The 18,257-nt window shown below is 63.1% G+C and carries 15 protein-coding genes and 1 pseudogene; 7 read left to right on the top strand and 9 right to left on the bottom strand.

Annotation, left to right across the window (positions count from 1 at the left end):
- Positions 1-1,187: AMP-binding protein (locus A5625_RS21640; protein ID WP_066998750.1), on the bottom strand; the 1,187-nt coding region annotated here is incomplete at its 3' end.
- Positions 1,188-2,206: 1,019 nt separating this feature from the next.
- On the opposite strand from A5625_RS21640, the gene A5625_RS21635 reads away from it, so the two are divergent.
- Positions 2,207-2,704, top strand: a complete 498-nt coding sequence (locus A5625_RS21635; protein WP_066998747.1) for a helix-turn-helix domain-containing protein — start codon at positions 2,207-2,209, stop codon at positions 2,702-2,704.
- Positions 2,705-3,807: 1,103 nt separating this feature from the next.
- On the opposite strand, the gene A5625_RS21630 is transcribed toward A5625_RS21635, so the two are convergent.
- Positions 3,808-5,493, bottom strand: a complete 1,686-nt coding sequence (locus A5625_RS21630) for a GMC family oxidoreductase (protein ID WP_066998744.1) — start codon at positions 5,491-5,493, stop codon at positions 3,808-3,810.
- 184 nt (positions 5,494-5,677) lie between these two features.
- Between A5625_RS21630 and A5625_RS21625 the strand changes: the two genes are divergently transcribed.
- Entirely contained in the window at positions 5,678-6,244 is a 567-nt protein-coding gene (locus A5625_RS21625; protein ID WP_066998756.1) for a dihydrofolate reductase family protein, read from the top strand.
- Positions 6,245-6,364: 120 nt separating this feature from the next.
- On the opposite strand, the gene A5625_RS21620 is transcribed toward A5625_RS21625, so the two are convergent.
- Positions 6,365-7,087: an enoyl-CoA hydratase/isomerase family protein gene (locus tag A5625_RS21620; RefSeq protein ID WP_082984502.1), complete on the bottom strand. Its 723-nt coding sequence runs from the start codon at positions 7,085-7,087 to the stop codon at positions 6,365-6,367.
- On the bottom strand, positions 7,087-8,622 hold the full coding sequence (locus A5625_RS21615) for an aldehyde dehydrogenase (RefSeq protein WP_066998741.1): 1,536 nt from the start codon (positions 8,620-8,622) through the stop codon (positions 7,087-7,089). Before A5625_RS21615 ends, A5625_RS21620 begins: the two co-directional genes overlap by 1 nt.
- A gap of 37 nt (positions 8,623-8,659) precedes the next feature.
- On the opposite strand from A5625_RS21615, the gene A5625_RS21610 reads away from it, so the two are divergent.
- Positions 8,660-9,487, top strand: a complete 828-nt coding sequence (locus A5625_RS21610; protein ID WP_082984501.1) for a GntR family transcriptional regulator — start codon at positions 8,660-8,662, stop codon at positions 9,485-9,487.
- Between the two features lie 1,061 nt (positions 9,488-10,548).
- Here A5625_RS21610 and A5625_RS21605 read toward each other — a convergent pair.
- Together A5625_RS21605 and A5625_RS21600 are read right to left on the bottom strand one after the other, a co-directional pair.
- Positions 10,549-10,779 (bottom strand): DUF6400 family protein, encoded by a 231-nt coding sequence (locus A5625_RS21605; protein ID WP_066998734.1) that lies wholly within the window; start codon positions 10,777-10,779, stop codon positions 10,549-10,551.
- Between the two features lie 310 nt (positions 10,780-11,089).
- Positions 11,090-11,563 (bottom strand): MarR family winged helix-turn-helix transcriptional regulator, encoded by a 474-nt coding sequence (locus A5625_RS21600; RefSeq protein WP_066998730.1) that lies wholly within the window; start codon positions 11,561-11,563, stop codon positions 11,090-11,092.
- Between the two features lie 93 nt (positions 11,564-11,656).
- Here A5625_RS21600 and A5625_RS21595 point away from each other — a divergent pair, with 93 nt between their 5' ends.
- Together A5625_RS21595 and A5625_RS21590 are read left to right on the top strand one after the other, a co-directional pair.
- Positions 11,657-12,280 carry an NADPH-dependent F420 reductase gene (locus A5625_RS21595; RefSeq protein WP_066998727.1) on the top strand — a complete coding sequence of 208 codons (624 nt, stop codon included), beginning with the start codon at positions 11,657-11,659 and terminating at the stop codon, positions 12,278-12,280.
- 91 nt (positions 12,281-12,371) lie between these two features.
- Positions 12,372-13,271 (top strand): TIGR03619 family F420-dependent LLM class oxidoreductase, encoded by a 900-nt coding sequence (locus A5625_RS21590; RefSeq protein WP_066998725.1) that lies wholly within the window; start codon positions 12,372-12,374, stop codon positions 13,269-13,271.
- A 101-nt stretch (positions 13,272-13,372) separates the two neighbouring features.
- Here A5625_RS21590 and A5625_RS21585 read toward each other — a convergent pair whose 3' ends face one another.
- From A5625_RS21585 to A5625_RS21575, 3 genes are all read right to left on the bottom strand, one after another.
- On the bottom strand, positions 13,373-13,915 hold the full coding sequence (locus A5625_RS21585; RefSeq protein ID WP_232003782.1) for a carboxymuconolactone decarboxylase family protein: 543 nt from the start codon (positions 13,913-13,915) through the stop codon (positions 13,373-13,375).
- 82 nt (positions 13,916-13,997) lie between these two features.
- Positions 13,998-14,825, bottom strand: coding sequence for an acyl-CoA thioesterase II (locus A5625_RS21580; protein ID WP_066998718.1), 828 nt, complete (start codon positions 14,823-14,825; stop codon positions 13,998-14,000).
- Between the two features lie 27 nt (positions 14,826-14,852).
- Positions 14,853-15,860, bottom strand: a complete 1,008-nt coding sequence (locus A5625_RS21575; protein ID WP_066998715.1) for a GTP-binding protein — start codon at positions 15,858-15,860, stop codon at positions 14,853-14,855.
- Between the two features lie 855 nt (positions 15,861-16,715).
- Here A5625_RS21575 and A5625_RS21565 point away from each other — a divergent pair.
- A pseudogene (locus tag A5625_RS21565) lies at positions 16,716-16,913 on the top strand (MinD/ParA family protein); the annotation flags it as partial.
- 64 nt (positions 16,914-16,977) lie between these two features.
- Positions 16,978-17,889 carry a LysR family transcriptional regulator gene (locus A5625_RS21560; RefSeq protein ID WP_066998706.1) on the top strand — a complete coding sequence of 304 codons (912 nt, stop codon included), beginning with the start codon at positions 16,978-16,980 and terminating at the stop codon, positions 17,887-17,889.
- Positions 17,890-18,257 lie beyond the last annotated feature (368 nt).

The raw sequence follows: 18,257 nt of genomic DNA, 5'->3' as shown, positions 1-18,257 counted from the left end.
GCACGGATGATCATGTCCTTGGAACGGTCGACGATGAAGTAGTAGCCGTCGTCATCGACGCGCGCCAGGTCGCCGGTGTGGAACCAGCCGTCGCCGTCGATCGCCGCGGCGGTCGCGTCTGGCTGGTTCCAGTAACCCTTCATGACGTTGTGGCCACGGATGGCGATCTCGCCGACACCGTCCTCACTTACGTTGACCAATTTCATTTCGACCCCGGTGACCGGCGTGCCGATCGATCCCGGCTTGCGCTCCCTGTCGCGATGGTTGAACGACGCGAGCGGCGAGGTTTCGCTGAGGCCGTAGGCCTCGAGCACCATGCAGCCGAAGGCCTCCTCGAAGCCACGCATCAGCTCGACCGGCATCGCGGCTCCGCCCGATATGCACAACCGCAGCGACGCCGTGTCCGACCGCTTGTCGCTGTGCAGCATCGCGGCGAACATCGTTGGGACGCCTTCGAATACGGTGACGTGGTCGCGCTCGATGATTTCGAGTGCCTTGGCCGGATCGAAACGCGGGATCAGTGTCAGGCAGCTGCCGGCCGCAACCGCGGCGTTGAGCGCCCCGGTCTGCCCGAACACGTGGAACAGCGGCAGGGCGCCCAGGATCACGTCGTCGGCCGCCAGGTCCACCGCCGCGGCCGCCGTCGCAGCGTTGCGACGCAGGTTGGCGTGGGTGAGCTCTGCGCCTTTCGGCGTGCCCGTCGTACCCGACGTGTAGAGGATCACCGCGGTGTCGTCATCCTTGCGCGGGAGGGGTTCGGCGAGGGGTCCGGCCGCGCCGATCAGCTCCTCGAATTCTCCCGGGGTCACCACGATGCACTCAGCACCAGTAGTTGTGGCTGCGGCCCTCGCAGCGGGTGCGAACTCATGCCAGGCGATTATCGACTTCGCCTGCGAGTCCGACAGGTAGAAGGTGGTCTCGCGATCCTTCAGCAGAACATTAATGGGCACGACAACACCGCCCGCCCGCAGCACGCCGTAGTAGGCGACGGCGAAGTAGGGAACGTTCGGCAGCATGACGCCGACCCGATCACCGGGAAGCAATCCGTGCGCTGCCAGCAGACCGGCCAAGCGGGCGCTGGCCGAATCGAGCCCGCTGTAAGGAATTTCGACTTCGTCGAGGCGCATGGCAATGCCCTCCGCGTGGCGTCGGGTTGCCTCGATTAAGTTGAGTGCCAGATTGCTCATAGTGGTGCCTCCTTGCGGATGGGGTCGAGGAATTCGGTGCGGTCTTCGCCGGCAACGGCAGTGGATGAGCCTCGGGGAGACGGCGTTGGTGGGGCGCATTTTGCAGGGATGATCTGAAAGTTCATGCAGTCAGATCGCGAAATGTTCGACATGAGTTGTTGATAGCGGCGTTTCGAGGCGACATGGGCGGCGGTCGAGGGCGAACATGCCGGGCTAGGGGCGACGCGGGATGGTCGGTCTTGCGTGACATGTCGCGCTTGCCATGTCATGAGAGCACAGGATCGAGTTTGTGCCCCGCGACGGTTCCGGATGCCGTGACGACGGGATAAAAAGAAGCCAGCCGACGATGAGCCAGGTAACTGCGAGCAAAAGTGTCATCGCCAGTTGGCCAAGCAAATACGGTACGCCATGGGGCTTCGGCGCCTGGCTCGCGTAAGAATTAGCCAAATATTTGCCGGTGAGCGGTCCAATCACGTTACTCAGACCTTCCTTTCTCCGTTGCTCGATAGAGCCTCAGGCGCGCCGAGGCGGTATCCCGCCCGGCCAGGTCAACGGCCGCAATCAAGAATCGACCAGGACCGGCTATTTCCCTGATGACCGGGTCCCAGATGTGTCGAGCGCCGAGAAAACCGTGCACGGAGATCGCGGCAATGCCGCCCTCTTCTCGAAGTCACGAGGTGACATCGGGTCCAGGGTGGCTGCAGACCGCGTCCATGAGGCCTGTTTGAGTCAGACGTTGAGGCGAAGGATGTACGGAATGCACTGTAACAGTGGTTAGTTCAAATAAGCAACTTATCCTCGAGTCTGTGGCCGGAGCTTGTAGAGTCACCCCGTGGACTTCCGCAGCCAAACCAGCGCGGGAGACCTCCAAATAGTCTATATAGAGCTATGTTCCGGTGGGCCAGAGGTTACGGCGCGTGCCACAACCTGCTGTTGCCGAGCCTGCTTATGTCAGGACCAGCTCCCAGAATTGGTACTTTAACTGGTAGGTTTCACTATCAGACGGTATATTGCGAGGTGTGAGACAGACATCGTTTGCGAACTGGCCGTGTTCGATCGCCCGCACGGTCGACTTGGTGGATGGATGGGCGATGCTGGTGTTGCGTGAGGCGATCTACGGGATCACGAAGTTCGACGAGTTCCAGCGCGAATTGGGGATCGCGCGCAACACCTTGACCGAGCGGCTGAATCGGCTTGTGGAGCAAGGACTGTTGCACAAGCGGGCCTACCAGCATGAGCCCGTCCGTTACGACTATGTACTCACCGAGAAGGGGCGAGACTTCTTCGGCGTTCTCGCCGCCATGTCCCGGTGGGGAGACCAATGGCTGGCGGGGGCTGACGGCGCGCCCGTGGTGTTTCACCACGAAAGCTGCGGACACGACACTCACGCCGAAGTTGTATGCGCCACCTGTCGAGCGCCGCTGCGAGCGGAAGATACGACGATGAAGATGGGTCCCGGATACCCGAAGAAACTGCGAAGCCGGCCCAACGTGCAAAGACGGTTCGCGCGCAACTGACCCGCAACTCACTCATCACTGAGGGGCAGCATGGACGCGCTGTAAGTAGAAACCACGCGACTGCCAATATTTGTGCCCCTGCAGCACGCCCAGCACTTACGCCGAATTCCGGCTTACCGCATAGTCAACGGTGTCGCTCCCGGCTGGGCATATCAGGTTCGGTGGGCAATGGAAGTATCTGGTGGTCTGGCAGCTCGCTTTGGAGTGACCGCGGGCGGTGATGGTCCGAGCCCGCCGTGGCCGCGATCGATCAACCAGAACGGCTGGGGCCAACCTGCTTCTTGAACGCATGGGCTAGACGCGCCGTCGCGAATAACCAATTTAATACTGCTAACCCCCATATCCGATTCCGCCGTATTCGTCCGATACGAATCGCGGATCTCCCGAGGTGTTGCGGGGGAGAGGGCGAGTGCCAGCTGCGATCATCGAGGCACCGGCGCGCGGCTAACACCGAAAGCGCCAAACGCGCCGGCACGACTCGGTAGAGACTCTGCGGTCACCCTGGCACGGCCGCGGAACTCAACCGACGGTGCGGCACCTACGCGAAAGAATGCGAGCGCGTCAAGGCGAAAGCGGTCGGGACAACACAAGTCGCTTCACAGCAGGGCAGCGTCGTCCCGCGTAATGACGGACCGTCCCCATCTCAAACGCTGCAGCCAGCAGCGATGGTCGCAGCTTATCCAATCATCGTGTAGGGACGAGCGACATCGCGCCACATCACAGCTGCAGCCAGCGGATTATGTTGCCGGATTCACCGAGGGATGCAACAAGGAATGCTGCGCAGCCAGATCGCCGAATTAGTACTCCGTGACCACCCGACGTTCGGCAACTGGGAAAACGCCGATTGGTTCGTAATCATTGCAAATGACGCCTACTGCCCGTGGCTGCAACCACCTCAGCCTCCGGCAGGGCCGGGGCCATAGGTGGAGGCCCAGGGTGATTCACTTCACCGTACAACGACGTACGTCGCCGCGCCCATTCAAAGTTCAATCGATACACCGGAATTGGTGCCTTACTACGCAGCGTGAAGTCGGACCGATCCCAAATGGATATCAAGGAAGACCGGTCGGCTACAACCGCGAACAGACATGCGAGGGAACGACTTATCCCACGATCGCCCGCGCGGCGCGCTCGGCGATCAGCATGGTCGGCGCGTTGGTGTTGCCGGAAATGATGTTGGGCATGGCCGACGCATCGACCACTCGAAGGCCGGCGACGCGGTACACGCGGCAGTCGGTGTCGAGCACCGTGGCAGCCGACCGCGGCAGACCGCGGGCGTCGAAGGCTCCCATCGCGCAGGTTCCCACCGGGTGAAAAATGGTCGTACCGAGTTCACCGGCCGCCTGCTGCAGATCTTCGTCGTTTACCAGTTGCGGACCGGGAAGCAGCTCTTGTGGGCGGTATCGGGCCAGAGCGGGCGCCGCCATGATCTGCCGGGTCATCCGGAGGCCGGTCACCGCTATTTGGCGATCGGCGTCGGTCGACAGGTAGTTGCAGAGAATCTTCGGATTGATCAGTGGATCTGCACTGGCCATGCGCACATGGCCACGCGAGGTGGGTCGCAGATTGCAAACGGAGGGAGTGATGGCTCCGAAGCGGTGCAGGGGTTCGCCGAACTTCGGCAAGGACAGGGGCTGCACATGCCACTCCAAATCGGAACTGGCTAGCGCGGGGTCGCTCTTGGCGAAAGCCCCCAGGGTTGAAGGCGGCATGGTCATGGGCCCCGATCGAAACAACAGATACTGAAGACCCATGCCGGCACGGCTGATCCAGTTCCGGTACAGCGTGTTGACTGTCGGGGCGCCCCGGACCCTATAGATCGTTCGAATCTGCAAGTGGTCTTGGAGGTTTTCGCCAACTCCTGGCAGATCGACGGCCACCGGCACCTGATGCTGGGTCAGCAGGCCCGCCGGGCCCAGACCCGAGACCTGCATCAGATGCGGCGACCCAATAGCTCCCGCGCTCAGGATCACCTCCCGGCGTGCCCGGACATCAACGATTTGGCCGCCTTTGAGCAGGCGCACGCCGGCGACGCGGTGCTGCGCCGTGGTCCAGGCGCCCCGACGCTGATCCTCGTACACCTGGTCATCCATCAAGAGCCGCAAGGCCTGAGCTTGCGTGTAGACGGTGAGATTCGGCCGATGGGCAATCGGATGCAAGAAGGCATCGGCCATCGACCAGCGACGGCCACGCCGTTGGTTGACGTGAAAATACGCAGAGCCGGCGTTGTCGCCCAGGTTGAATTCATCGATCGGGGAGATGCCCACCTGGGCGGCGGCGGCCTGCCAGGCGTCCAAGATCTTCCAGCGCACCCGCGGTAGCTCGACGCGGATCTCACCACCGGCGCCGTGCCAGTCGTCGGCTCCGCCGAAGAAGTTTTCCAACTTTCTGTAGATCGCCAGTGTCTCGCCGGGACGGTTCACGCCGCCCCAGAGCCAGCGCTCGTCGCCGGTGGCCTGCGCCCACAGGTCGTAGTCGCTGGCCTGTCCGCGCATGTGGATCATGGCGTTGATCGACGAGCAGCCGCCGATCACCCGTCCGCGCGCGTAGTGGATGCTGCGGCCGGCCAGGCCGGGGTCAGCCTCGGTCGTGAAGCACCAGTCGGTGCGGGGGTTGGCGATCGTGTACAGATAGCCCACCGGGATCTTGATCCAGAACCAGTCGTCTTTGCCGCCGGCCTCAATGAGGAGCACACGGCGATCCGGGTTGGCGCTGAGCCGATTGGCGAGCAGGCAGCCTGCGCTGCCTGCTCCCACAATGACGAAGTCGAATTCGGCGACCGTGCTCATTCCGGTATCGGTCCTCCAAGCGTCGGATGCGCGTCCTAGTGTGCGCGACGACGGCCTCATCTCGTCAAGGAATGATTGGCCTCGAACACGATACAGACCGTGACCAGGTGCAACGCCGTAGCCTCGACATCTGAAAACTGTTGGTGTCGCGATGAGTTTCGCCTTCCGGTGCAGTCTGATCTTCATGGGCAAACTCATCTATGGCTTCAACGTGTCGGTGGACGGGTACATCGCCGACGCACAAGGCAATATCGACTGGGCTGATCCGAGCGAGGAACTGCACCAATACTGGAATGACTTCGAGCGCGAGACTGCTCTGTCGTTCTACGGTCGTCGGCTCTACGAACTGATGTCCGCGTACTGGCCGACCGCCGACAATGCCCCGGACGCCACCCCGATGATTGTCGACTTCGCCCACATCTGGCGCGCCATGCCCAAGGTCGTGTTCTCGCGCACCCTGGAATCCGTTGACTGGAACTCCCGTCTGGAACGCGGCGACCCGGTCGAGGTGGTGACGAAGCTGAAAGCTGAAACCGACGGCAGGTTGGAGGTGGCCGGGGCGACGCTGGCCGCACCGATCGTGCAGGCCGGACTGGTGGACGAGTACCGGATCGTGGTCGCGCCCACCGTCGTGGGCGGCGGTATCCCGTTCTTCCCAACACTGCCGTCATGGGCCTCGCTGCGGCTTTTGGAAAACCGCACCTTCCCGGGCGGCACGGTCCTGCTGAGGTACGAGGCCATACACGACTGATCGAATACACGGCTCGACGAGCTGCGGACACACTATACGAGTCCAAAAGCGCTGGCGTGCAATCGAAACGGAGTGGCCTACCGGCGTCCGTCCACATTTGATACCGGATCGACAGCATTCCTAGCAGCCCGAATCTGAAGATTCGCCGCGGCGAAGCACGCCGATGACGAGACGATCAACGCTGGCTTCCAGAGCGCGATCCTCGTCGAGCGGATCGAATGCCCTTAGCAAAGACTTGATGTCGGTATGGATTCGGGGGTTACGCGTCCTTAGCGCCGCGATCCGTGCTGCGGCAGCTTTTCGTAATTCGTTCGGTCCGTCCACCACTTCGTTGACAAGTCCAAGCCGCTGTGCACGGTCCGCTGTCATCCGTTCAGCAGTTGCGGTGAGCCAGAACGCTTCCCGCTCACCGATCACCCCAGGTAGCCAGGCGAGGACCAACGCCGGGGCCAAGTCCAGACCCACTTCGGGAAAACAGAACCGAGCATCGGCAACCGCGATGGCGACATCGCTTGCAGCGATCAGTCCCACCCCGAAACCTGCGGCGTCGCCGTGGACTTCGGTAACCGTGACCAGCGGGCTTTGCCGCATCGCGCGATGAAGACCCACCACTATGCGCGATTCGGTGACCAGGTCGCCCGCTGTCACGCCAGCGCGTTCCCGCCCGCCGCAGAACATCGCACCCATCGCGCGCAACCGCAACACATGGGCATCGGCCGGCGGATCACGGAGCAGCTTGGTGAACTGGGCGCACATCTCCATCGTCAGGAGGTTCTCAGGGGGGTGATCGAGCACCACCTCGATGACTCCGGCGCGGCAGTCACCGATGTGCAGACCGGGCATCAGTTGAGCCGATCGGTCGCCACGCCGCCGTACCAGTCGACGTCGTCGGGCGCGGTGCGCACCGTGACCGCACGCACGTGCGTGAAGTCGTCGAAGGACTCCCAGCCGCCTTCGCGGCCAATGCCGCTATCACGGACTCCACCCCATGGGGAGGACGGATCGAGTCGGTGGTGGTCGTTGATCCACACCATCCCGGTCTCCAATTGGCCGGCCACGCGATGTGCCCGCGCGACATCGCGTGTCCACACCGAAGACCCCAGGCCGAATTCGGAATCATTCGCCAACGCGATCGCGTGTGCCTCATCCTCGAAGGGGATGGCGACGACGACGGGGCCGAAGATCTCCTCACGCGCGATCGGCATGTCGTTGGTGACGTCGGCGAGGACCGTCGGTTCGACGAAGAATCCGCCGGGCAGTCCGGGCACGTTGGCGGCGTGGCCGCCGGTGACCAATCGAGCACCGCCGTCGACCGCGCCGTTGATATGACTGAGGATGCGCCGCTGCGCCTGTCGGGAGATAACAGGCCCCAGCTGTGTCGATGGCTGCGCAGGATCACCGAGACGAATCGACGTGGCGACTCGTTCCAGTTCGGTCAGGACGTCGTCATAGATCGTGCGTTGGATGAGTAGCCGGCTTCCGGCGATGCAGGTTTGGCCCGCGCCGATGAAGCCTCCGAATGCGGCGCCCCGGGCAGCAACATCGATCGGGGTGTCGTCAAAGATCAGCACCGGGGATTTGCCGCCGAGTTCGAGTGTGGCCTTTGCGAACCGGCGGGCGGTCGCCAGGGCGATCGCCCGGCCGGGTCGGGTGCCTCCGGTGAAGACCACCTTTTTGACCAGCGGATGTTCGCTCAGAGCCGCACCGGCGGTAGGTCCCGATCCAGGAACGACATTCAACACCCCGGCAGGGATGCCGGCTTCCAGGGCGATCTGGCCGATCGTCAGCGCCGTCAGCGGCGTCTGCTCAGAAGGCTTGAGTACGACCGTATTTCCCGTCGCCAAGGCCGGCGCCAAACTCTTCGAGGCAATCATCAACGGATGGTTGAACGACGCCAGGATCGCGACCACGCCGAGCGGGAAACGCATGGTGTAGGAATGGTAGGAACCGCGCATCGGAATGACCGAGGTCCGCGCGGCCAACAGGAGCGCGGCGTTGTAGCGGTACCACTCCGCGAGGCGGCTGATCTGAGCTTTGGTCTCGGTGATCGGACGGCCATTGTTAAGCGTTTCCAGCCGGTACAAGTCACCGATGTTGGCCTCAAGCCCGTCCGCGAACCGGTGAATGAGCCGCGCCCGGTCGTGGATCGCCATCGTGCGCCACGGACCGTCTCGGAAGGCTTCATGCGCGACAGTGACGGCATAGTCGACGTCGAGCTCGTCCGCGCCGGCCACCTCCGTGATCACCTGGCCGGTCGCCGGGTTGACCACCGGGATCGGCGCGGCCCGGCCATCGACCACCTCGCCGCCGATCAGTAGCCCAGTTGGTGCCCCGAATTCTTTGGTTGCGCGAGCAACAGCCCCATTAGTGAATGCCATCCCCGTCCTTCAATGTCCCGTATACCATTTCATATGTATGTATACGGTCACCATATGGCAGCACCTAACCGATAGCAATTGGCTACATCTATTACGCGGTTACACTCATTACCGGCGGCATGGTGGTGAAAGCGCTGGAGGGAGGAGGGACATCGTGGGCGAATCGGCAGCAGACCAGGTGGCCAAGGCGCTGCGTAAACGGCTCCTGAGCGGCGAGCTGCCCCCCGGGACCCGACTATCGCAACAACAGATCGCGACCGAATACGGCGTTAGCCGGATGCCGGCCCGCGATGCGCTTCAAACGCTGGCCAGCGAAGGGCTGGTTGACCTGGGAGCAGCGACCGCGGTGGTTCGTCGGCTATCCGTCGGCGAGCTGCAAGAGCTCTACGAGTTGCGCGAAGCGGTTGAGCCAATGCTGACTCGTCTCGCGGTTCCCAATGTTGGCCGAGCAGAACTCACGCAAATGTCGGTACTGCTCGACAAGATGGAAGCCGCGTCGTCGGCCACCGGATGGCTGGAGCTGAACTCGGCATTTCATGCCGTGATCTACACGTGCGCGAACCGGCCGATGATGGTGCACCTCGCCGAGCAACTGCGCCGGCTCACCGACCGATACCTCTACCTGCATATCGGCGTATTCGGCAATGACGAGCACCTGCGCGACGAGCATCGTCAGATCTTCGAGGCGGTGAGCCACGGCGACGCAACCGCTGCCGCCGACCTGACCCGGATGCACCTTGCGACCTCCCACGAATTCATCTTGAGATACCTGCTTGATAGCGAAACGAATTCGACTCAGCCCCTTGCGCCAGCTCCGCTGGGCTCGGTCATGACGACTGGCGCGGGCCGATTGTCCATCGGCTGAAAGCCGTCATCAACGCGGGCGGTGCAATGCCAACGACTTACGTACGTTTCGGGAAGTATTGGTGCAAAAGACCGTTGGTCAGTTCGTTGGTCGTCCGTTGCCAGGGTGAGCGTGGGTGACAAAAGTACACGGGCATCGGCAGCGCGGCGCTGATGTGCTGGTAATAGGCCATCTCGTTGCCCTAGTCCCAGGTCAGCGATCTACGCAGGTGCGGCGGCAAGTTGCTCATTGCCATCACCGCGTCGCGTACGCTTTCGGCGCTGCGCCTGGCCGTCGAGGTGGGCAGGATAATGAATCGCGAATTGACATAATGTCACTTATCGGCGTAAACCAATGCCGGGTTCACCGGCAGCGGCTTCATGCATTGGGCGCAATGCCGACCACACCGCCGGCGCGGTTTGGGTATCGACGGGGTGACCCTTCCGCGGATGATGACTGGAGTGTCGCAGCCGGCGATCGCTCGCTACAGCGGACTGTCCAATCGTCGCTTCGGTTCGGTGGTTTTGCCCCCGTCCGCCTTCCCAGTGACGCTGGGATAAAACGTCACTGTGACGAATCATCAAGGGTGGCACTGGCTTTCGGAGCGTCACTTGGTCCGACTCTCGGCCATCACTCGGCATTGCCCAGTGCCGCCGTCGAGCACGCGCACGTCACGCACCAATCGTCGACGCTGCCGATATCGAGGCAGTGATCCTTCGATCGCGCCGCCGGTATAAGACCTGCGACGGCCTCGGAACAGGCGGTCCCCCGTTCCCCGCCCATAACCCTAGATACGTCACTGTGACGAATTGCTCTGCGGCGCAGGGTTATTGGAATACAGCGTCGGCCGAACTCAACTCGGCTTCCGCCCCCACCGCGCGGGGCGCGTGCGGCGATGCGTATCGGTGGACCACAGATGGCCGCAGTCCGCACACTGCAGATGTACCAGCGTGCCCTTGTTGCTCAATAGATATTGCCAATGCGTATCGCAGTTTCGGCTGCTGCGGCAGTCACCGCATTTGGCGCGGTGATCGCAGCGCGGGCAGGGCAACCACGCGCGCCGGCCTCGGTCGGCGGTCGGATCAATCGGTAGCACGAGCAGCCGTCCGCTCGGGCAGGACGCCGGCACGGACCAGCTCGTCGTAGACCCGTTGCTGTTCCTCGTCCAGGTTCGAGTACAGCATGTCGTAGGCCTCTTCCTCCTCGGCGAGCACGGCGACAGGGTCCCAATCGTCATCTATCGCTTCGAGCACTGCGCTGCGCCTACGCGCCTCGTCGAGGGTCAGGTCATAGACAAAGTCAAGGTTGGCCATCTTGCTCCCAGCCAATAGATAGGTATGCAAACGAAAGGCTAGGATTCCCTAACTGACGAGGCCAAGCTATGACACACGTCACTCTTGCGGGTTGAGGTGCGTCACACCCGGTCCAGATGCACGCAGCGCCGACAAGCGAACGACCGCCGGGACCCCTCTCCCCTTCCCGTCCGGCCATCGCCCGGCAATACGTCACTGTGACGAATGCCTTTGCAGTGCAGCGCTTTTGACGACGCGCCGTTGGTTGCCCGCTTAGTGGCACCAGAGTTAGCGCTGGTGTGCTTGGCCGAGTCGGCACGGCCTATGAGGGCTAGTCTTCGGCGGGGCTGTCGTCGTCTTTGGCCAGGTGGCGCAGGACTCGTTCGTTAAGGGCGGCGAGCATGTCGAGCTCAGCTGGGGTGAGCAGGTCGATGAAGTTCCGGCGGACATCCTCCACGTGCCCGGGCGCCGCCTTCTCGATGGCGGCGCGGCCGGCCGGCAGCAGGCAGACCATGGTGCTGCGGGCGTCGTCGGGGTTGGGCTCGCGGCAGATCAGCCCGTCCTGCTGCATGCGCCGCACCTGGTGCGAGACACGGCTCTTCTCCCAACCCAGCGTGTTGCACAGTTCGTGCGCGGGCATCCGGCCCCCGTCGTGTCCTGAGAGCACCGCCAGGACCTCGTAGTCCGCCCCGGACAGGCCCGACTGCTGCAGGCCCCGGTTCAGGCGTACGCCGAGCTGATGATGCGCGTGCATGAAGGCCCGCCAGGCGCGGTCTTCACGAGGGCTCAACCAGTTCGGTTCCATCAGCCACCATGCTAGCCGATTGGTTGACGCGTCAACAACTACGATCTAAGGTTGAGTCGTCAACCTTTCCGAACTAGCTAGGACGGACATCTCATGAGCAGCATCAGCATCATCGGCACCGGAAACATGGCCCGCGCTATCGGCGCGCTGGCGGTAGCGGGCGGCAACACCGTTGAAGTCATGGGTCGCGACCAGTCCAAGGCGGCTGACCTGGCCAAGGCTCTCGGCAGCAGCGCCACGACGGGAGAGTTCGGCGCCGTCCCGGCCGGGGACATCGTCATCGTTGCCCTGTTGTACGCAGACGTCGTTCCGGTCGTCGCCAAGTACGGAGACGCGCTCGCAGGCAAGGTCATTGTCGACATCAGCAACCCGTTCAACGCCGCGGCCGACGGGCTAGCCATCCCCGATGACACCTCGATCGCGCAGGAAGTTGCCAAGGCGGCCCCGGCCAGTGCCAGCGTGGTGAAGGCATTCAACACCATCTTCGGTGTTGTCCTGGCCCAGGGCCGGCCGCTCGACGTCTTCCTCGCCGGCGACGACGCGCGCGCCAAGGCGGGCGTGGCGGAGTTCATCGAGAGCCTCGGGCTGCGCCCGCTGGACGTCGGCGGCGTGAACATGGCGCACTGGCTGGAAGGAACGGGCCTGGTCATGATGGGCCTCGCCCGCCACGGGGTGGGAAACTTCGACTTCGCCCTCGGTGCCAGCGTTCCCGGCTGAGCCGCACCGCCGCGGCCCAAGCAGTCAACGAACAGGGGCGCCATGCGCCCAAACAATGGTTGATTGATCACCGAAAGGAAGGATTCTGGCGATGAAGCTCGGTTTCGCACTTCCCATCGTCGGGCCCGCTATTGGCAGCGCCGCTGGTCTGAGCGCGTTCTGCCGTGGACTCGAGGACCTTGGCTACGACACGCTGTGGGTCGGCGATCGCCTGGTCACGCCGGTCGATATGCACAGCACCTATCCGGGCAAAGAGCAGCCCTACCCGCCGCAGATGACCCGCTACCTCGATCCGGTGCTGCTGTGGACGGTCGCCGCGACGGCGACCAACCGGGTGCGCCTGAACGCCAGCACGCTCAGCACGTTCTACTACGAGCCGGTGCACCTGGCCCGGCTGCTGACCACGCTCGACGTGCTCAGCGACGGCCGCCTTGACGTTGGCGTGGGTGTCGGGTGGATGAAGGACGAACACGACATCGCCCGCGGCGCGGATTGGCGCCGCCGCGGGAAGATGCTCGATGACCTGCTGGCGTTCCTGCACGAGTGGTGGACGATCACCCCGGTGTCTTGGGACAGCGAGTTCTTCTCGCTGCCGCCGGTCCACGCCGACCTGCGCCCGGTCCAGGCCGGCGGGCCGCCCATCTGGATCGGTGGTGCCAGCGAGGCCGCGATGCGCCGAGTCGGCCGTAGCGGCGTCGGATGGCTCGGGGTCGAGGGGCTGCAGGACGAGATCACCGACCACCTGTGGTCGATTGCGCGCCGTGCGGCGCAGGACGCCGGCCGCGATCCTGACGCGCTGAAGACCGCGATGCGGCTCAACCTCGAACCGGGCACGTCCGTTGATTCGGTTGCCGACAGGCTCGAGCGCCTCGCCGGGTCCGGTGCTGATGAGGCGATCGTGGATGCCTTCGCAGTGTTCTCCACCCTTGACCAGTTGCTTGACTTCGCCAGCCAGGTAATCGCTCGATGGAGTGATCGTGGGAAAGCTTGATGGCAAGGTAGCGGTGATTATGTCCGAAGCGGCCCGCGGCACCGCTGCACCAATATCATTGCAGCGCAGGGTTGTTCACGACGCGCCGATGATTGTCCGCTTTAGCCCGATGCGATCACGGAGGCAGAGTTCCAGGGAGCCAACGGTCCGGATGCGCCGTTCCCGTCGGGAAGATTTTCACTGACATCCCAGGTCGCCGAAAGCCGACCAACGCCCAACGCAATGGCGCAGTGCAGTCCGAGTTCGACCAGCTCGTCCTCGCTGAAGTGCGCACGTAATTCGTCGTAAACGGCGTCGTCGATCGCCAGATGGTTGGTGGCGAACAATTCGGCGAAGCGCAATGCCGATTGTTCTGGCGCCGAAAGATTCTCCGCCTCGGCGGGCAATTCCAGGGAGCAGACGGCGTCCTCGTCAAGTCCGTCGTCGATGGCGCTTTGATAGCGCACCGCGATGCAGCTCCGACATTGATTGAAAAACGCGATGCGCAGTCGCACGAGTTCGATGAGCCGCGGCGGCAACGTTCCGGAGGCGCGCAGCGCCGAGTTCAAACCGCCGAGGGCCTCCGCCACCGCCGGCAGACGACCGACAATGGCGGCGACCCCGAGATTGATCCGATCCCCTTGGCCAAGATCCTCTGTTGGCACCGCGGCGAAAGCTGTAGAAGGCGCGATCCTCGTCAAATCATCATCTCCTTCTGCCAGTCAACGCGTCTGAAGCGGATGGTGTTCAGGCTCCGCGCGGCGGGAAGTACATCTCTTGCCTCACCGTGCAGACCAGTTCGCCATTGCGATTGAACATCCTCCCGCTCGCCAGCGCCAGCGCATCGGTACTACTCGGTGATGACCGGTCGTAGAGAAGCCAATCCGACAACGCCGCCCGAGCGTGGAACCACACCGAATGGTCACGCTGAGCCGACGCACCGACACCACCACGTGCCGCAAATGCCGGCTCAGTCAACGTCACCGCGGACAGGTAAGCCACCAGGCTGGCGGTCAGCACCGGATCATCGGGAACCGCCCCGTCGGGTCGCCACCACATCGGCGCCCGTGCGGGTGGGGCCACTTCCGTGTCGATGATTCGACGCTCGAACCACCGCAGGCTCGCCCACTGCCCTTGGGCGCGCTCGTCGGATTCCACAAAGTGCGGCGCAACCCACGGCAGGGACTCTGGGCTGCCGCCCTCTGGCATGGATGGTTGGTAGCCGACCTGACCGGGCGTGGAATCGGCGACCTTGAACGACGACATCGCTTCCATCAGAATTTTGCCGTCTTGGCGCGCAGTGACCCGTCGCGCCGAAAACGTCCGGCCTTCTTGGAGGTCGACGACTTCGAAGTCAACCGGCCGGCGCGAATCCCCCGGCCGCAGAAAGTACGTGTGGACGCTGTGCGGCGAGCGGCCCGGTGCGGTGTGGCTCGCCGCCAGCAACGCCTGAGCGGAGATATGCCCGCCGAGAATGTGGTTCGCGGGCGCGGGCAATTGCTGGCCGACGAAGAGCCACTGGTCGATCCTTTCCAGCTCCAAGGTGGCGAGCACGTCGCCCAGCGAAGATGACATCACCGACGTATCTTGCCGGATCGCTGTTCACACGCTGAGTCGCCGGTACCTCTGTAGCCGTTTTAAAGCCTGCGCCGACGCCGGCCCCGCCGCAGGCCGCACCGTACGGTCGAGTCGCGCGTGTACGGCGTCGATGTCGAGATGCATCCCGATCGCCACCAGACAATTGGCCATCGTCCCCGGCGGCGCCTTGCCGATGTGGATGGCGCTACCGACCAGGTTCACCACGTAGTCGCGGACGGTGGTGCGGTGCCGCACAGCCACGACGCCTTTCAGCCTGAACACCCGCGGCGGTGGATCCTCGAGAAGGTCGAACAAGGCGTCGGGGTCGACGCAACCAGCGCTGCGTACAGTGACGGCATCGGCATGGACGTGGTCGTGGTCGTGCTCGGGCGCCAGGTCCAGAAACGAGAGCTGCCCGACCTGTGTGGACGTGGCAGAGGCGTCGAAAAGCAGCTCCGGGTCTATCCGGCCGGCCGTAGTTCCAACGACATGTACGCGTGGGTTACGTTGCGCCGCACGTTGTGTGACGCGTTGCAGCACACCCGCCCGCTCCGTCTTAGGCACCTGGTCAAGCTTGTTGACCACAATCAGCGACGCCGCGCCGTAGCGCACCGGTGGCAGCGTGCCGCAATCAATGGTGTCGAAATGGTTCACGGCATCGACGACGTCGACAAGTCCACCCGGCCGGACGCCGGGTATCTCACTGAAGCCGATGATCCGCGCTATCGCCACCGGGTCGGCCAAGCCGCTGGCTTCGACGACGATCGCATCGAGGCGCCGGGCCGGGTCGGCGAGCTTGATCAGAGCGTCGTCCAGCCCACCGCCGTCGGGCAGGCAGCAGATGCATCCTCCGGCGATCGAGGCCGGTTCGTCGACCTGGCCGGCGACCAGACCGGCATCGATGTTGATGTCTCCGAAATCGTTGACCACCACACCGATTCGTGTGCCGGGATGGCGTAACAGGTGGTTGAGCAGCGTCGTCTTGCCTGCTCCGAGGTGGCCAGTGAGCGCGATGACAGGTATCGCAGTCAAAAGCCTTACCCCCCGCATCGAGATCCGGACATCCGATGCTAGCCGCCGCAACATTCAGGGCGGCGCCTGCGTTGAGCTCGTTATGGCCGGCCTGCACGAGACCGCCAGTTCGTCGCAGTGACGGTCGGCGTTGCGGGTGAATCTTGCAGAAAGGTGCGAGTGGTGATTAGGCGGCTTCTCCCAGCGATAGGCCGGTCATCGCACCGAGCCCGTCCACTTCGACACTTACCGACTTACAACGACTCGCAACTCGCACCGACGTGGACACATAATGCTGATGCATCGCCTGCATCAAGTCGCGCTGCTTTACGACGCGTGCGATCACCGAATGCGCTAGACCACCGGTCACACCGGACGCATCCATATGTCGGGCGCGCCGTCCGGATCGTCGTGCAGCTGCGCTTCCGCTTGAGCCAGCTCTTCTTGGTGCTGAGATTCAAAACATGGATGTCGGTGGGGCTGAAAACTTGGGCAATCAAAGTACGGCGCCGTGCGACCTGCATGCGTCTGGCTGAGAGCTGGCACAGCAAAAGGATCACTGCCCAATCGCCTTGGCGGTTTCAAAACTTGCGCGGGTCGAGCCAGTGCGATCGGCAGGCCGCGCTCAGTCGTTCGGACCTGGATCCCGCCGCCGGGAGATCTCAGCGATCCGTCCATCACGGTCGTCCTCGCCAAACCGTCGAAAGCCTCTGTCCCGCAAGCTTAGTACAATCGCAGGCGACCCAGCGGTAGTCGTCTGTCGGGCAAACGCCCGCGCCCGGGCCGTGTCAGCCGTTCGTGAGCCGATTCCAGCCGAAAGGAAGTGGGGCCCACCGATGAGTAGTGATCGCAGGAACGCGCAGCAATATTCTGTTCGATGGCGAGATCCTGCGGTACCCCGAGATGCGGCGGCACACGTCGCAGAATGCCAGCCGATTGGAGATTCCGGCTTTCGAGCGCGATCCCGCTGTGTCGGAGACCGTTTCGGAAGGCGACTATCGCAATGTGCACCGAAGCCTCGACCGCTTCTACAACATCATCTTGATGGACTGCGGTACAGGTTTGAAGCATTCTGGTTTCTATCGTTGTGATCAAGTGCCCGCTCGTTAAGGCTCGGTTTTTCGCCCTAGGATGATCTGTGGAGCTGCGTCAGCTGCGCTACTTTATCGCAGTCGCCGAGGAACTCAATTTTGGTCGCGCTGCAAAACGGCTGTGTATCGCTGGGCCGTCTCTTTCCCAGCAGATACAGGCACTTGAGCGCCATTTGGGGGTCCGCCTTTTTGATCGTGATCGCCGCTCAGTTTCCCTCACACCAACCGGTGCGGCCCTGCTGCCAGCGGTTGCTGCGCTGTTGGATCAGGCAGATCAGTTGCGCCGCAATGCGGTCGGGCTGTCTGCCTCGGAGCCGATCCGGTTCGGCTACGTCGATTTCGTACCCGCTGACTTCGCCGACCGGGTGGCAGCTGTTGCCAAAGTACATCGTGATGCATGGGTCCTACCGTCGCATCATCAGGTCGCCCGCGTTGCTGCAGGGGCCTTGGACCTCGCCATCTGTTGGGCGCAAACTATCGACCTGGCCGCGCACTGCCTTGATGCGTGCGTTGTTGGCACGCAGCAGTTGTATGCGGTGAGTGTGGGCACCGACACGTCGCCAGTCGATGCGTGCGACACGATCGTATTAGTGGATGCGGATTGTGAAATCTGGTCGTCGTGGAACCGGTACGCTAAGCAATTCGCAGCGGCGACGGGCGCACGCATAGTGCAAACGAATAACGGCGGCATCGCGGGTCCGTCTTTTTTCGATCATGTTCGCCGTTTGGGACAAGCGGTCATGACTGCGCCCCTGCTGCAGACTTCTGCAATACCCCGCGACCTGCGACAGCGCCCGATCCAGCCGATACCTCTGTGGACGTGGTCACTAATTTGGCGCAGCAACGACACTCGTCAAATCGTGCGGGCCGTGGTCGACGCGCTCGTAGCCCGCATGACCCGGCTCGACTTCGATGCAGCCACTATGTGGATTCCTGCCAACGACATTCAACGCAGCTGAGCGGAAGACCGCGCCAAAGACTCTCTCGACGATTCGATGGCACGGAGGCTACGCCCTTTGGCAAAGGCCACACGCCACTACAGGAGACCAGCCGCACCGCCGTTCGGTTTTGGGTCGGCCCACCGCCGGGCCATCCTTCGAGACCACGATGGCTCCGCGGGAGGTATCCCACGACAGACACAGGGCGGAGCGACGAATGCCATTGTGACTTCACGACCTACCCAAGGACACGCTCGCCGAGGCGGTACGCAGCTTCAGCGCGTGCGACGGCGAGATAGCAGAGGCGCTGTGGTGTCTGTCGGGAGCACGCCCGCGCCGGTCTGCTCAACCACTGAGCTATGCGAACGCGGCTGGAGGACGCTGCCGTC

Origin of the sequence: Mycobacterium sp. 1465703.0, from assembly GCF_001672975.1 — a bacterium.
Classification (GTDB): Bacteria; Actinomycetota; Actinomycetes; order Mycobacteriales; family Mycobacteriaceae; genus Mycobacterium.
This window is presented reverse-complemented; position numbering and strand designations above follow the sequence as displayed.